A 14,719-nucleotide genomic window follows, 5' to 3' on the forward strand; every position below is an offset into this window, starting at 1 on the left:
CCAGTTTACCGTGCACACGGTCAACCCCGTCAGGGCCTCCGGCGCGTTCATTCACCCAACCCCGCTGGAGACGCCCGATGAAACGCCTGCTGCCCCTGCTGCTGATCCTGCCCCTGGCCGGCTTCCGCCCGGCTCCGCTGCCCCCGCCGATGCCGCAGGACGGCCCGGTGCGCGTGGCCCTGGTCGACCGCGACCGCGGCACCGAGCTGCGCAGCTACCCGGCCGACGGCCAGCGCTGGGTGGCCGGTGAGCGCGGCCACCGCTATGCCGTGCGCCTGTACAACGACAGCCCGCGACGGGTGCTGGTGGTGCTGTCGGTAGACGGGATCAACGCCATCTCCGGCGAAGACGCCGATCCCTCGCAGACCGGTTACGTGCTCAACCCTGGCCAGCGCGCCGATATCACCGGCTGGCGCAAGACCCAGGACGAAGTGGCCCAGTTCGTCTTCAGCAGCCCCAGCGGCAGCTATGCCAGCCGCACCGGCCGCCCGGACAACGTCGGCGTGGTCGGCGTGGCGGTGTTCGAGGAAGCGCGTCGCTGGTACCCGCGTCCGCAGCCGATCCTGCGCGGTCGCGCCGGGCCGGCACCGGCACCGGCGTCGGCCGAAGCCTCGGCGGCGGCCGACGCCAGCGCCAGCCGTATCGAAGGCTATTCGGCCAAGTCGCAGGCACCCGCGCTGGGCACCGGGCATGGTGCGCGCGAAAGTTCATCGGTGCGCGATACCGATTTCGAACGCGCCACCCGCAGCCCGGCACAGGTGCTGCAGCTGCGCTACGACAGCGCCCGCAACCTGCGTGCACGCGGCATCCTGCTCGATTCGCCCTCGCGCCTGGACCGCCAGCCACAGGCCTTCCCCAACCGCTACGTGCCCGACCCGCCGGCGCGTTGATCTGCACACAGCACAACGCCCGCACCTTCCGGCGCGGGCGTTGTCGGTGGGGGCATAACGCGAGCGTTCGACGCCCGGTTACTTGTAGTCCGGGTAATCCTTGTGCATCGCTTTCTCGAAATCGCGCACTTCGGTTTCTGCGCGGTCCTTGGCCCAGCCATAGCGCTCCTGCAGGCGGCCCGCCAGATATTCGGCATTGCCCTCGGCCACATCGAAATCGTCATTGGTCAGATCGCCCCACTTCGCCTGGGCCTTGCCCTTGAGCTGGGACCACTTGCCGGAAATGATGTCTTTGTTCATTGCTGAGGCTTCCTTGGAATGCAACGGCGTTGTTACCGTGGCTGCAGCATCGCGCAGTGCACGTTGAAGCACGGTCAACCGGCCATGAAAGCGCTGCTCACCTGCTTGAATGGTTCACTACCGGTCGACACGCGGCGTCCACACGCAGCAAGCGCGCATGAAAAAGGCCGGGAAGATCCCGGCCTTTTCCGTAGTGCGCACCACCTCAGGCTCAGTTGCCCTTGGCGGCATCCTCAACCTTCTCACCAGCCTTCTGCACGTCCTTGCCGGCACCGGCAACGGTGTTGCAACCGGCCAGCAGGGCCACCGAGAACATCGACAACAGCATCAGGGCAACTACGCGCTTCATGGGCTTCTCCTTGGGTTTGCCGCTACACCGCTCAATCACGGGGTTCGGTTGTATTGATCGGGGCGGCAGGCTGGCTCGAAGCCAACACTGCCGCGTGAGGTGCAATCTGGCGGCAGGGGCGTGGAGCGCGTGTGAACGGTTCGTCCAACCGTTCAGGCTGGACCCTCTCAGTCGCGCATCAGGGTCGATTTCCCGAACAGGCTTTCGACCAGGTCCACGGCCAGTTCGGCGGTGCTGTTGTGGTTGTCCAGCAGCGGATTGAGTTCAACGATATCCAGCGAGCCCATGCGGCCACTGTCGGCGATCATCTCCATCACCAGCTGCGCTTCGCGGTAGTTCACCCCGCCCGGTACGGTGGTGCCCACGCCCGGGGCAATGCTCGGATCGAGGAAATCGACGTCGAAGCTGACGTGCAGGTGGGTGTTCTCGTCGATGCCGGCCAGCGCCGCTTCCACGGTGCGCTTCATGCCGTTCTCGTCGATGTAGCGCATGTCGTAGACATCGACCTTGTGGGTCTTGATCAGGCGCTTTTCTTCCGGGTCCACCGAACGGATGCCGATCTGGTGCACCTGCGAAGGCTGGATCGCCGGCGAAGTGCCGCCCAGCCTGGTCAGCGCATCCGGGCCGAGGCCGCACAGGCAGGCCACCGGCATACCGTGGATGTTGCCCGACGGGGTCACCTCACTGGTGTTGAAATCCGAATGCGCATCCAGCCACAGCACGCGCAGGTCCTTGCCCTGCTCGCGGCACCAGCGCGCGACGGCAGTGATCGAACCGATGCCCAGGCAGTGGTCGCCGCCCAGCATGATCGGCATGCGGCCGGCCTGCAGTTCGGCGTAGCTGGCTTCCATCAGCGCGTGGTTCCACGCCACCACCTCGTCCAGGTGGCGATAGCCCTGCACCGGCGCGGTCCACGGGTTGCGCGGGCCGTCCAGGTTGCCAAGGTCGCGCACGTCCACGCCACGCGCTTCCAGTGCTTCAGGCAGGCCGGCCACGCGCAGGGCTTCCGGCCCCAGCCGGGCGCCGCGATGGCCCGCCCCGATGTCGGTGGGGACGCCGATCAGGGTAACGGCGGGATGATGGGCCATGGGTGCCTCCTGCGAACGAAAAAGAAGCACAGTCTAGCCAGACGCATGTGACACCACTCGCGGCGGTGCAGCAGGGCCATCGCATGGCATGATGCCGCGCGGACCCGACCGCCCCTCATGGAAGATTGCGATGTCGCCCTTCATCAACACTGCCTGGCCGCGCTTTTTCATCGGGGCGCTGCCCATCGCCGTTTTTGCGATTCTGCTGAGCAGCTCGATGGATGCGTCGCCGAATGGCTGGCTGATGCAGGCGACGCTCCTGCTGGTGCCGTTCTCGACCCTGGTATTCCTCGGGTTGGGTTGGCAGCGTCTGCGCAAGGCACACGCCGAATATCCGATCCTGAAGAGCGAGCCGCAGCGGATGCTGGCAGCGTTGATCGGCAACGTGAAGGTGGCGGCGCTGTGGTTTGGCCTGACGTTCGCCGGCATGTTCGCCCTGATGCTGGCGTGGGTAGTGCTGTACAACGCCGCCGGCTGACGGCACTTCGGGCCGTGCTCAGAGAATCGCCGACGACCACGCTTCGGTGCGGAACAGGCGCTTCTTCAGCATGTCGATCCGCCACTGCCCAGCCACGCGCTTGAGCACGAACAGGCGCTCGTAACGCAGCGCGCGGGATTTCTGTGCATGGTCACGTACCAGGACTTCGGCCTTGGAGGCCGTCGGCTGACCGACCGCGGCCAGCAGGTCCTCCGGCACGTGCACCGGCGGATTGCCCACCGACATGCCCGTGGAATACACCCGCTTCCGGTCGGTACACCAGGCCGCGAGGATGTCCGCGCGCTCCTGTTGGAATGCTGCACTACCGAGCAGGACTCCACCGACCTTGGCATCACGGTAACCACGCGTTTCCCACTCATTGCAGGCCAGCATATAGCCACGCACCACTGATGCCGGTTCCCCCTCTGCGGCCGGTTCAGGCCACGCAAGCGGCGGCGCCTCCTCCAACATCGGTGGCATCTGCGCGCCCGCTGCCTGCAGGCACTGCACCACAGCCGCATGCCCGCGCGCTTCGGCCAGCGACAGCGCATTATGTCCTTCGAAATCCACGCGTGCGACATCAGCACCGCCAGCCAGCAGCAGCTCGACCATCGGCAGATGACCGCCCTGCGCCGCCACCATCAGCGGTGTGCGATGCAGTTCCGGGGAGGCCGCGTCCAGCGAGGCGCCGCGTGCGATCAGCAGGCGTCCGATGTCTGCGTCGTTGCGCTCGGCCGCCCATCCCATTGCGGTAAAGCCCACCGCCATGCAGGCGTGCTGGATGTTGGCGCCACGGTCCAAAAGCCGCAACACCGAGTCAGTCTTTCCGGCGATCACAGCCGAAAGCAGCGGAGTACGTCCGGTGCCCTTGTGCTGCCACTCGATATCGGCACCCGCATCCAGCAATGCGTCGATTCGGTCAAGATCCTGTTTCTCGGCTGCCTTGGCCAGAAGATGGGACATGGTGGTGCCGCCAGACGGGTGTAAGGGTAGTCACCTTAGGGCTGCAGGCACGATGAGCTCAACCCCCGCGGCGGCGAATCGGCGTCACGCTCTGCACCCGGCCGTCGTTGCGCATCATGCACAGGAAGCGGCCCTCGGGATAATCGATGATCAGTTCCTGGTAATCGGTGCCGACCGGCACCTGGGTCACCAGCGTGCCCTGTGCGCCTTTGCTTGCATTGCACGAACCGAGCGCGGTATCGCCCGCTGGCGCGTTGGCTGCAGCCTTGGACATGTTGCGGAACGTCGCGCGGCAGCCACCGTTGACCCAGACCGAATGCCGCGACAGGCCCCAGTTGCTGCCCTGCTCGCAACGGGTACGGCTGAGCTGGCGCACGATCTCCACGTTGCCACGCGTGTCCATGTCACAGGACACCTGGCGCTGGTCGGTGGATTCGCAGGTCACCTCGCGTGGCAGTGCTGCATCGTCATCGCGATCCTCACGGTGGTGCCTGCCACCTTCCACGGCAGTCGCCGGCGTGCCGTTGTTGCTGACCTGGCAGATGCCGTTGGCACCGCCGCGTCCGGTGTAGCTGACCTGCGGCGTACCGTCGTCACCGGTGCTGATTGAAAGCGTGGTGCCGCTGCTGGCATCGCGCGCTTCGAAATAGCGATCGTTGAAGCGCTTGAGGGTGGTCTCGCGGCCCTGCACGTAGACCGGCCCGCCCTCGTCTGCATGGACATCCAGCCCACCGGGGCAGCTGGCATTGAAGAACGGCACGGCGGCCATCGCCGGTGCTGTGAAGGCGCTGGCGAGCAGCGCAACGGTCAACGGCAAGCGGTGGCGGCGCATGGTCGGCTTCCTTGTGAGGAGTGAGCGGAGGGCGCCAGTATGGGGGCTGCCGGAGTTGCTCGACCGTGAGGAATATCAAGCAACCGATCACGGGCTGCAGACCACCGCCATCAGGCCAGCGCTATCATCGGGCGGATCACATGGACGTCCGGTATGCACACATGACAGCTCCACCCTTCGGCCACGCACAGCAGCAGCTGCTGGCGCTGCAGCAACGCATCCATGCCTTCACCCTGGACAGTGCCGCCGAGCATGAACTGGACATCCAGGACCCGGCCGGCCCGCTGTGGGCAGCGCTGCAGGAACGGGTGACCGTGGCGCCGTTGTACGGCGGCCTGCACGTGGAGTTCTTCGGCAACCCATGGGAAGAGCCATTCGCGTGGACGCTGGCCTGCCTGTCCGATCAGCGCGTGGCCGATGCGATCATGTCGCTGTCGTTCACCGGCCCGGACGAAGGGGCCAATGGCACGCGCGAGTGGGAGTTCACCGCGCTGCTGGACAGCGATGTGCGTTTCCCGCGCCTGCGCTCGTTGTCGATCAGCCCTACCGAACCGGCCGACCACAACATGTCGCTGGTGCAGCGCGCGGGCAGCCTCATGGAGGAAGCTGGCGAGATCGCCCGCTTCGTTTCCAGGGCGCCGTGCCTCAGCGAACTGGTGGTGCCAAATGCACCGGACGCCGCGTTCTTCGAGGTGCCGCTGCCGCACCTGCACAGCCTGCGCATCGGCGGTGGCTCAGATACGCAGCGCTTCATCGACAACCTTGCCGGATCACGCAACCTGCCTGCCTTGGGCCTGCTGGATTTTTGCGAATCGACGGAGCTGCAGTTCTCCTGGGCCGACGCGCGCGTGGCTGAAGCGGTCACGCCTTTCGCGGCCTATGAGCGCTTGTTCGCCAGCCAAGCCTTCGATGCGCTGCACACCTTCCGGTTGCGAAACAGCGCGTTGGATGTGGCGCAGCTTCAGACGCTGCAGGCCATCCGCCCACGGTTGTCGTTCATGGTCATCCAGGCCGCGACGGGGGGCTATGTCGGCCATTTCGCCAAGGATGTGTTTCCGTGGCGACACCTGGTGCCGGGTGATCCGGGGACGCGTTGATCGCTGCGCGGGTGCGTATGATGGCTGATTGGATTGCTTGGTGACGTGGTTAAGCTGGCTTGACACGCCACGCCAGCGTTACGCCGTGCGATGGCAGCGCTTCTGCCTGTTTCATGGTTCAACAGCACGCCGCGCAGGATGTCGTTTTTGCCTTTTGATCGCCCACGAAGAGCCAATTGCGATAATTCATTTTCCCTTTCAAACAGCGCGATGCCATCGGAACAATCGACTGGCAGCCCGTGATTCTGCGTGCGCATGATTAGTTGCCACCCACAACTGGTGGCCGGGCTTCCAATCCCGAGTAGTCGATGATGTTTACGCTTGTCAGCCGGCGTCGCCTCTTGCAGGTGGCGCCGGCTGGCACTCCGTCTGCTGCCTTATGGCGGGCGGTGCGTGAGGGCCTTGAGCCCGCCGGTTCATCGACTCCGGTATTGGAAACCACGCATCGCCCGCCACCCTCTGCCGGTGGCGCCTCTGTTGCACCCGAGGATGCCCACATGCCCGTTCCTGACTATCCCTATCTGACCGCCACGCTGGGCGACGCCGCCGAACGCCTGCCCCCCGAGCTTGCGCAGCCGTTGGAAGCCGCGTTCGCCGCCGCCGTCGATGTCCCGGACCCGATCACGTTGCAAGGCTGCCTGCAGCGCATCCGCAACGGCGATGGTGCCGACGGTCAGCCGTGGCGCGGGCCAACGCTGGCACCCGGCCAGCGCATGGCCATGGCACGCGCCGACCGCGCCGCTGCCGGGCTGACCACCTTGCTGGAAATATTCCACGCCGCCGAGCGAGTGCGGGTCGATGGAGGCGACGAGCAGCAGATCGGCGACGGAACGCGCGAAGGGCTGCTGCTGGCGTGCCGGGGATTGGCGGAGTATGTGGAGCTGCAGCTGCATGCGGCGTAGGCACACAGACACTAGCCGACCCATGCAACAAAAGGGGCAATGGAGATTGTCGGGAGATGGTGCCGCTTATCCGAATCGAACGGATGACCTACTGTTTACAAGACAGTTGCTCTACCAACTGAGCTAAAGCGGCACGGGGTGAAACGCCGACGGCAGCGCCGTGGTGGGGGAATTCTAGCGCAGTCGCGTGCATTCCAGCGACCGTTGCTGCGCGGCGCCACTGCGCTGCTGTGCCTGGGCCGGTTCGCTGCCGGTGGCCAGCTGCCCTTCCAGCCACCATTGGCCGGCATCACCACTGGCGACCAGGCGTGGCTGGAAGCCGGCGGCCTGCACTGCAGCCATGCGCCGTTCGGCGCCCTCGCGGTTGCGGTACTGGCCCAGCGCAATGGCGTTGGTCTCGTCGCCCTGGCTGATGATGTAGTAGTCGCTCAACCCGGCGGCGACGATGCGCTTGACCGTGGCCTGCGCGTCATCGCGGCTGGCGGCGGCGGGCAGCAGCACGCGGTAACGGGCACTGCCGCTGGCGGCGGGCTGCTCGCGCAGGCGCACCTGGCCCAGCAGGTTGCCCGCACGGCTTTGCGCAGCGCTGGCAGCGGCGCGGTCGGCGAACGGGCCCAGCGCCAGGCAGCGCGGCGGTACGGCCGGGGCTGCGGGTTTCTCAGCCACCGGTTCGGGCGCTGGATTGGCGACGGCGGCCATCGGCTCAGGCGCCTTCACTGGTTCGGCGGGCTTGCCGGGTGCTGCAGGTGTCGCCGCTGCGGGTGTGGGTGCAGCGGCCACTGCGGTAGCCGGCGCCGCCTCACGCTCCACCAGTGCTTCAGTGGGTGCCGCTGCCGAGGCCTGCGCGGCCACGGCCGCATCGGTGCCACCGGGCAACCAGCGCAGCTCGGCCACGCCGGTCGGGGGCGGTGGCAACGGCGCCCGCGCGGGTTCATCGCGCAACAGCCACCAGGTGGCAACACCAAGATTGAGGATCGCCAGCACGACGATCAGGGCACGGGTCAGCATGCGCCGATACTAGCCTGCGGGCTGGTGCACCGCCCAGCGGGCGAGGCCATCCAGCACCAGCGAGGGGTGATAGTCGGCGCCGTCCAGCAGCGGCATCAGCGCGGGTGCGCCACCGCCATGCACCAGCAGCGACGGCATCACGCCCAACAGCGCCTGTGCCTGGCGGGCGCTGCGTTCAACCAGCGCCACGGCTGCACCATCGCAGCCGGAGGCCAGCGCATCGGAGGTGTCGTTGGCGAATTCGCTGTAGTCACCGCCGCTGGCCGGCAGCTGCACCGCGCGCGCGTGCAGCGCCTCGCGCATGGTGGTCGGCGAGGCGGAAATGCGTCCACCGTGATGCTGGCCGTTGGCATCCAGCAGGTCGATGGTCAACGCCGTGCCGACACCGACCACCAGCACCGGCCGCTGTGCCTTGGCGGCAGCCAGCAGCGCCAGGAAGCGGTCGACACCGAATTTTTCCGGCTTGGCGTAGGCAATGCGTACACCCGCACACTGGGCGCTGGTGCGCACCACATGCACGTGCTCGAAGCGGCGCTGCAGCTGATCCAGCATCGCGCTGGTCAGCGATGGCGCGGCGACGCTGGCCACAAACGCGGTGCCGCCACTGGGCAGGCTGTGCGGCGGTTGCCCGGCCATGCCTTCGGCGCCATGCGCCCAGGCCTGCACATCACCGGCACGATCACCCTGCAACGGCGCGAACTTGAAGCGCGAATTGCCCAGATCGAACAACCAGTCGCTCATGCTTTTCTCACACTGACTTCGCCGGCATGCAGCAGGCGCTCGCGGCCATCGATGCGCACGCGCAGCGCGCCATCGTCAGCCAAGCCGAGCGCGGTACCGTGCTGCCATTCGCCATCCAGCTGCACGCGCACTTCGCGCCCGGCCAGCATGTCGAACGCTGCGTAACGCGGCAGGAACGGCGCCAGCCCTTCCCGGTCGAATTCCTCCAGCGCCGGCAGCAGGCGTGCCAGCACCGCCGCCACCACCGTGTTGCGATCCACCGAAGCGCCGGCCAGTGTGTCCAGGTCCACCCACGGCTGGGTGATCTGTTCGGCGAAGGCCGGCGGCATGTGCACGTTGATGCCGATGCCGATCACTGCACGCGCCGGGCCGGCGTATTCGCCACCACCCTCGGCCAGCAGGCCCACCAGCTTGCGGCCATCGACCAGCACGTCGTTCGGCCACTTCAGCTGCGCCTGCGTGTAGCCCAGATCGTGCAGGGCTTCGGCCACGGCGACGCCGGCGACCAAACTCAGCCCGGCCAAACGGCCCAGGCCACCCTCGAACAGGCGCAGCACCGACAGATACACATGCGCGGCCAGCGGCGACGCCCAGGTGCGCCCGCGACGGCCACGGCCGCCGGTCTGGCGCTCGGCCAACAGGACGCTGACACCGCGCTGGGGCGCGCTGCAGCGCAGCAATTCGGCGTTGGTGGAGTCCACCGTCCAGGCCACCTGCAGGTCGTACAGCAGTGCTGCGGCCTCCTTGGGCAGGCCGGCGCGGATGGCCCCGGCGTCCAGCAGGTCGACCGGCCGGGTCAGCCCGTAGCCCTCGCCTGCGCGCCCTTCAACCTCGACGCCAGCGGCCCTAAGCCCTTGAATTCGCTTCCAAATGGCGGCCCGGGTCTGGCCCAGCTCACGGGCCAGGGCGTCGCCGGACAGGCGACCGGCAGCGAGTTTGGCCAGCAATTGGCGATCGTCCACGGCAGCTTCCACAAGGTCAGGACGGAATTATGCGGGAAACCCGCCAGCGGCGCCCGCCGGCCCCGGTTCCGGCGTGCTTCCAATCTGGCGCCGGGTTCGGGCTAGAATCGGGAACTCACCTTCCCTTAACGTGGATGTCGTCAATGCGCCGTTATGCCCATTGCCTGATCCTGCTGACGATGCCCTTCGCGGCATCTGCCACAGCAGCGCTTGATGACAGCCGTGGCGCCTGCGTCTACTCGGCCAGCGATGCAGCCTCGCAGCGCACACCGACCAACGCGCCGACAGCGACGGCCGCCAAGCCGGCACCGGTACGTCCGGCCGCCGCGACCAGCAGCGGCGGTGGCGGTGACGACGATGTACTGCAGCGCATCCGTGCGCCGAAGTGGCACAGCTACCTGCCGGGTATGTTCCGCTGATCAAGTCGTTGCTGCAGTGGTTGCGGCCCGCGCCGCGACCGATCGAAGACGCACACTGGAACGATGCCTGCCACCGCGCAGCGTGGTTGCGCGGCCTGGACGACGAACGGCATGCACGCCTGCGCGCGCTGACCACGCGCTTCCTGCATGAGAAGACCATTTCCCCGATCGGTGACCTGCAGCTGCAGCCGGCCGATGGCGTGCTGCTGGCCGCACTGTGCTGCCTGCCGCTGCTGGAGTTCGGCGAGGTGGGGCTGGAAGGCTGGTCGCAGCTGATCGTCTACCCCGATGCGTTCCGCGTGCATCGCAGCCATATGGACGCTGCCGGCGTACTGCACGAGTGGGATGACGAGCTGATCGGCGAGTCGTGGGACAGCGGTCCGTTGATTCTTTCGTGGGCTGATGTGCAGGCCGACCTGGCGGCACCGCATGAGGGTTACTGCGTGGCCGTGCATGAAATGGTGCACAAGCTGGATGCGCTCGACGGTGCGATGGACGGCACGCCGCCGTTGCCGCGTGCGTGGCAACGCGAGTGGGCTGCTGACTTCCAGAAATCGTACGACGCGTTCTGTGCGCAGGTGGATGCCGGCGTGGAAACACGGATCGATCCGTATGCGGCCGAGGCGCCGGAAGAGTTCTTCGCGGTGGCCAGCGAGTACCACTTCTCTGCGCCGGACCTGCTGGCCGAAGCGTTGCCGGAGGTGGCTGCGCATCTGCGGCGGTTCTATGGTGAGCCGCCGGCAATGGTCGGGTGATTCATCCGTCCGCCGGGCATGGCCCGGCGCTACCCGAGGGTGTACGTAGACCGGTAGCGCCGGGCCGTGCCCGGCGGATCGGGTTGCAACGGATCGTTACGGCCCCGGCGGCAGCCGCACTTCGAAACGGGCGCCGCCCAGTTCGCTGGAACGGGACACCTGCAGCTCGCCGCGGTAGTCCTTGATCAGGTCCTGCACGATCGACAGGCCGATGCCGTGGCCCTGTACGCGCTCATCGCCGCGCACGCCACGCTGCAGCACCTTGCCGATGTCCTCCGGAGCAATACCCGGGCCATCGTCATCCACCGCCAGCAGCAGACCGGCGCGACGCGCATTCGGCGCCGGCAACGGCTGCGCGGTCAGCAGCACGCGGCGCTTGGCCCACTTGAACGCGTTCTCCAGCAGGTTGCCCAGCAGTTCCTGCAGGTCACCCGGTTCGCCGTGGAAGCGCGCGGCCGGGTCGATGTCGAATTCGCACAGCACGCCCTTGGACGCATAGACCTTTTCCAGGCCACGCACGATCTCTTCGGCGTTGGATTCGATCGGCAGCGGTGCCGAGAACAGCTTGTGGCCCGACGAGGCCGCGCGTGCCAGCTGGTAGGACACCAGGTTGTTCATGCGCTGCAGCTGCACGTCCAGCTCTTCGCGCAGGGCGCCATCGCCGGCGCCGCTGTCCATCTGCGTACGCAGCACCGCAATCGGCGTCTTCAGGCTGTGCGCCAGGTCGGCCAGGGTATTGCGCTGGCGTTCCAGGTTCTCACGCTCGCCCTCGATGAAGGCATTGATGCTGTCGGTCAACGGCTCCAGCTCGCGCGGGTGGCGTTCGCTCATGCGCTCGGTCTCGCCGCGCTGGACCTTGGTCAGTTCGGTGATCACCCGCCGCAACGGGCGCAGGCTCCACTGCAGGATGACCGTCTGCAGCAGCAGCAGGATCAGGCCGATGCCGCCCAGGTAGAACCAGACCCGGCTGCGGAACACGCGCAGCTGCGCACCCAGCGCGCGCGAGTCTTCCATCACGTAGATGGTGTACGGGAATTCGGTGGCCGGGTCGGCGTCGGCATCCCACACCAGGCCCAGGCCATAGCGATACACCGAGCCCTGGCTGCCGTCGATCTGGATCATCGGCAGCGGGCCTTCGAACACTTCCTGGCGCGGAGCCAGCAGGCCGCCGCCGACGGTGGGCAGCATCGGGCCTTCGGCGGACATCGAATTGCCCTTGCCGTCGGGCATGACGACCTGCAGGTACAGGCCGCTGCCGGGCACGTCGAAACGCGGATCCGGCGGCTGCTCGCGGATGTACAGCGAGCGGTCGCGGGTGAAGTCGATACCGGCCGCATAGGCGGTGGCATAGTTCTTCAGGCGCTCGCGCAGGTTCGCCTTCGCCGTATCGGCGAAGGCAGCATCAAGCGCGTAACCGGCCAGGGCCAGGAACGCGACCAGACCCACTGACGCGGCGAACATCTGGCGCGCCTGCAGAGAGCGCGGCCGCCAGCGTCGGAAGAACCACAGACGGCCGGACATCGTTTATCGCCTGTTAAAGGCCTCAGCCCTCGTTGCGCGGAATCGCGAAGCGGTAGCCACGACCGCGCACGGTCTCGATCGGCTTCAGTTCGCCATCCGGGTCCAGCTTCTTGCGCAGGCGGCCGATGAACACTTCCAGCACGTTCGAGTCACGATCGAAGTCCTGCTGGTAGATGTGCTCGGTGAGGTCGGCCTTGGAGACCAGTTCACCGGCATGCATCATCAGGTACTCCAGCACCTTGTACTCATAGCTGGTGAGGTCGACATTGCTGCCGGCCACGCTGACGGTCTGCGCTGCCAGATCCAAGGCAACCGGACCGCATTCCAGGGTCGGCTTGCTCCAGCCGGCGGCGCGGCGCAGCAGCGCGTTGACGCGGGCCAGCAGCTCTTCCACATGGAACGGCTTGACCAGGTAATCGTCGGCGCCCTGCTTCAGGCCCTCGACCTTGTCCTGCCAGCTCGAACGCGCGGTCAGGATCAGCACCGGGAACTTCTTGCCTTCGTCGCGCAGGGCCTTGATCAGCTCCATGCCCGACATCTTGGGCAGGCCAAGGTCGATGATGCCGACGTCGAACGGCACTTCGCGGCCCATGTACAGGCCTTCTTCGCCGTCCTGCGCTGCATCGACGGCAAAACCTTCGCGCTTGAGCCGGGCTGCCAGGGTCTCACGCAGCGGGGCTTCGTCTTCGACCAGAAGGATACGCATGAACTCTCCCTAGTGTGCTGGGTGCGGCCCGGAGGCCTGTGGGTACGGGTTGATAGCGACAACTATCCCTGTTCAGGGGTTATCGCCGCGTAGTGATGACATATCCGACCGCGGCGTGCGCGGCTGTGAACGTGCCGGGGCGGGGTCGTCCATGTAGCGGACCCGACCGCGGTCGTCCATGTATTTGACCCGGTTGATGTCACGACCATCGAACGGCACACGCTCGGCGCCCAGGATGTGGCCACCGGTGGTGCGCTGCACGCGGCGCACGGCATCGGACAGCGAGCGCTCGTTGCTGGCGCCACGGCCTCCACGCTCCATCATTTCTGCGCGCCCCTGTTCCCGCTGCGGGTCCTGCGCCAGCGCCGAAGACAGCGGGGCAGCCGCCAGGACCACGCAGGTGGCCAGGGCAATACAGCGGTGGAAGGGAGCGGAAGACATCGATGCGATCCTAGCCGAGCACGGCGATTCGTTCAAAAGTCGTAAATCCGGGCACCGGAATGGAACCCGGCGTTTTACAAATCTTTTGCAAATTCTTGGTTTCGGGCAGTGAATCCGGTCTGAACTTTTCCAGATGCTCCAGACCGTTGTTCAGCTAAGTGAACATTCGGGACGAAACGGCCGCCCTTGTCAAGTCAGGAATGTGACTGCCGTCACGCAGCGGCGCGCTCGGCTTCGCGTTCGGTGACTGCCAGCGCCTGCTCGACCAGCGCCCAGTCGGCACCGGGGCGATGGGCACCCTCGCTCAGCACGTGACGGAATGCGCGGCCGCCGGGCTGGCCGTGGAACAGGCCGAGGATGTGGCGGGTGATGTGCTTAAGGGCCAGGCCCTCGCCCAGGCGGGCTTCGATGTACGGGCGCAGTGCGCGCAGCAGCTCGCCGCGCGGACGCAGCGGCGCGCCGGTCTGCAGCGCTTCCAGCTGATGCAGCAGGTAGGGGTCGTGGTAGGCCGCGCGACCGAGCATGACGCCATCGACGTGCGCGGCCTGCGCCTGCACCGCCTCGATGCTGGCCAGGCCACCATTGAGCACCACCGGCAGTGCCGGGCGCTCCTGCTTCAGCCGGTAGGCCCAGTCGTACTTCAACGGCGGAACCTCGCGGTTCTCCTTCGGCGACAGGCCCTTCAGCCAGGCATTGCGGGCGTGCACCACCACCATCGCGGCGCCGGCCTCGACCTGGCGGTCGACGAAACTGGCGAATACCTCGTAGTTGTCGTCTTCGTCCACGCCCAAGCGGCATTTCACCGTCACCGGGATGTCCACTGCCTCGACCATGGCCGACACGCATTCGGCCACCAGCACCGGCTCGCGCATCAGGCAGGCACCAAAGCGCCCGGCCTGCACGCGGTCGGACGGGCAGCCGCAGTTGAGGTTGACCTCGTCGTAGCCCCAGTCGGCGGCGATGCGCGCGGCCTGCGCCAGCAGGGCCGGATCGCTGCCACCGAGCTGCAGTGCCAGCGGCTGTTCGCTGGCATCGAAACCGAGCAGGCGCTGGCGATCGCCATGGATGACCGCATTGGCGTGCACCATTTCGGTGTACAGCCGCGCACCCGGCGCCAGCAGGCGGTGGAACACCCGGCAATGGCGGTCGGTCCAGTCCATCATGGGAGCGACGGACAGGCGCAGGGAATCAGCGTAACGGGCGGTGGCGGACGTCATCGGGCGGTTGATCGTGGAGACTGGCATTGCCAGTGAGATCAATAGTTTAC

General features: G+C 66.8%; 18 protein-coding genes and 1 tRNA gene. 6 read left to right on the forward strand and 13 right to left on the reverse strand.

Annotated elements, in window-relative coordinates:
- Positions 1-77: 77 nt before the first annotated feature.
- Entirely contained in the window at positions 78-890 is an 813-nt protein-coding gene (locus M2299_RS05615) for a hypothetical protein (RefSeq protein ID WP_280884025.1), read from the forward strand.
- A gap of 78 nt (positions 891-968) precedes the next feature.
- Here M2299_RS05615 and M2299_RS05620 read toward each other — a convergent pair whose 3' ends face one another.
- The 3 genes from M2299_RS05620 to rocF form a co-directional block, all read right to left on the reverse strand.
- A complete protein-coding gene (locus tag M2299_RS05620; protein ID WP_025878332.1) occupies positions 969-1,190 on the reverse strand; it encodes a CsbD family protein in 222 nt (73 codons plus the stop codon).
- A 211-nt stretch (positions 1,191-1,401) separates the two neighbouring features.
- Entirely contained in the window at positions 1,402-1,539 is a 138-nt protein-coding gene (locus M2299_RS05625; protein WP_019661832.1) for an entericidin A/B family lipoprotein, read from the reverse strand.
- A 167-nt stretch (positions 1,540-1,706) separates the two neighbouring features.
- A complete protein-coding gene (gene rocF, locus M2299_RS05630; RefSeq protein ID WP_032978254.1) occupies positions 1,707-2,627 on the reverse strand; it encodes an arginase in 921 nt (306 codons plus the stop codon).
- 130 nt (positions 2,628-2,757) lie between these two features.
- Between rocF and M2299_RS05635 the strand changes: the two genes are divergently transcribed.
- Complete coding sequence (locus tag M2299_RS05635) at positions 2,758-3,105, forward strand: hypothetical protein (protein WP_093820738.1); 348 nt, start codon at positions 2,758-2,760, stop codon at positions 3,103-3,105.
- A gap of 18 nt (positions 3,106-3,123) precedes the next feature.
- Here M2299_RS05635 and M2299_RS05640 read toward each other — a convergent pair whose 3' ends face one another.
- Both M2299_RS05640 and M2299_RS05645 read right to left on the reverse strand, forming a co-directional pair.
- Positions 3,124-4,068, reverse strand: a complete 945-nt coding sequence (locus M2299_RS05640) for an ankyrin repeat domain-containing protein (RefSeq protein ID WP_099844672.1) — start codon at positions 4,066-4,068, stop codon at positions 3,124-3,126.
- Positions 4,069-4,126: 58 nt separating this feature from the next.
- Positions 4,127-4,900: a DUF3011 domain-containing protein gene (locus M2299_RS05645; RefSeq protein ID WP_280884026.1), complete on the reverse strand. Its 774-nt coding sequence runs from the start codon at positions 4,898-4,900 to the stop codon at positions 4,127-4,129.
- Between the two features lie 161 nt (positions 4,901-5,061).
- Here M2299_RS05645 and M2299_RS05650 point away from each other — a divergent pair, with 161 nt between their 5' ends.
- Complete coding sequence (locus M2299_RS05650; protein WP_280884027.1) at positions 5,062-5,997, forward strand: hypothetical protein; 936 nt, start codon at positions 5,062-5,064, stop codon at positions 5,995-5,997.
- Between the two features lie 497 nt (positions 5,998-6,494).
- Positions 6,495-6,899, forward strand: coding sequence for a hypothetical protein (locus M2299_RS05655; RefSeq protein ID WP_280884028.1), 405 nt, complete (start codon positions 6,495-6,497; stop codon positions 6,897-6,899).
- 57 nt (positions 6,900-6,956) lie between these two features.
- On the opposite strand, the gene M2299_RS05660 is transcribed toward M2299_RS05655, so the two are convergent.
- The 4 genes from M2299_RS05660 to birA all read right to left on the reverse strand — a co-directional run bounded on the left by M2299_RS05660 (position 6,957) and on the right by birA (position 9,610).
- Positions 6,957-7,032 (reverse strand) — tRNA-Thr (locus M2299_RS05660).
- Between the two features lie 41 nt (positions 7,033-7,073).
- Positions 7,074-7,907, reverse strand: a complete 834-nt coding sequence (locus M2299_RS05665; RefSeq protein ID WP_280884029.1) for an SPOR domain-containing protein — start codon at positions 7,905-7,907, stop codon at positions 7,074-7,076.
- A 9-nt stretch (positions 7,908-7,916) separates the two neighbouring features.
- The gene (locus tag M2299_RS05670; protein WP_100437116.1) at positions 7,917-8,648 is read right to left on the reverse strand and encodes a type III pantothenate kinase; all 732 of its coding nucleotides are present in this window, start codon (positions 8,646-8,648) and stop codon (positions 7,917-7,919) included.
- Positions 8,645-9,610, reverse strand: coding sequence for a bifunctional biotin--[acetyl-CoA-carboxylase] ligase/biotin operon repressor BirA (birA, locus tag M2299_RS05675; RefSeq protein WP_280884030.1), 966 nt, complete (start codon positions 9,608-9,610; stop codon positions 8,645-8,647). The genes M2299_RS05670 and birA overlap by 4 nt, the downstream gene beginning before the upstream one ends.
- A gap of 143 nt (positions 9,611-9,753) precedes the next feature.
- On the opposite strand from birA, the gene M2299_RS05680 reads away from it, so the two are divergent.
- Positions 9,754-10,029: a hypothetical protein gene (locus M2299_RS05680; RefSeq protein ID WP_025878320.1), complete on the forward strand. Its 276-nt coding sequence runs from the start codon at positions 9,754-9,756 to the stop codon at positions 10,027-10,029.
- Positions 9,996-10,784 carry a M90 family metallopeptidase gene (locus tag M2299_RS05685; protein WP_165780430.1) on the forward strand — a complete coding sequence of 263 codons (789 nt, stop codon included), beginning with the start codon at positions 9,996-9,998 and terminating at the stop codon, positions 10,782-10,784. Before M2299_RS05680 ends, M2299_RS05685 begins: the two co-directional genes overlap by 34 nt.
- A gap of 96 nt (positions 10,785-10,880) precedes the next feature.
- On the opposite strand, the gene M2299_RS05690 is transcribed toward M2299_RS05685, so the two are convergent.
- From M2299_RS05690 to dusA, 4 genes are all read right to left on the reverse strand, one after another.
- Positions 10,881-12,305, reverse strand: a complete 1,425-nt coding sequence (locus M2299_RS05690) for a sensor histidine kinase (RefSeq protein WP_032978238.1) — start codon at positions 12,303-12,305, stop codon at positions 10,881-10,883.
- 22 nt (positions 12,306-12,327) lie between these two features.
- Complete coding sequence (locus M2299_RS05695; protein WP_004136763.1) at positions 12,328-13,011, reverse strand: response regulator transcription factor; 684 nt, start codon at positions 13,009-13,011, stop codon at positions 12,328-12,330.
- A 72-nt stretch (positions 13,012-13,083) separates the two neighbouring features.
- Entirely contained in the window at positions 13,084-13,452 is a 369-nt protein-coding gene (locus M2299_RS05700) for a hypothetical protein (RefSeq protein ID WP_025878314.1), read from the reverse strand.
- 212 nt (positions 13,453-13,664) lie between these two features.
- Positions 13,665-14,696, reverse strand: a complete 1,032-nt coding sequence (gene dusA / locus M2299_RS05705) for a tRNA dihydrouridine(20/20a) synthase DusA (RefSeq protein WP_280884031.1) — start codon at positions 14,694-14,696, stop codon at positions 13,665-13,667.
- Positions 14,697-14,719: the final 23 nt, after the last annotated feature.

This window comes from Stenotrophomonas sp. 1278 (assembly GCF_029892765.1).
Taxonomy (GTDB): Bacteria; Pseudomonadota; Gammaproteobacteria; order Xanthomonadales; family Xanthomonadaceae; genus Stenotrophomonas; species Stenotrophomonas indicatrix.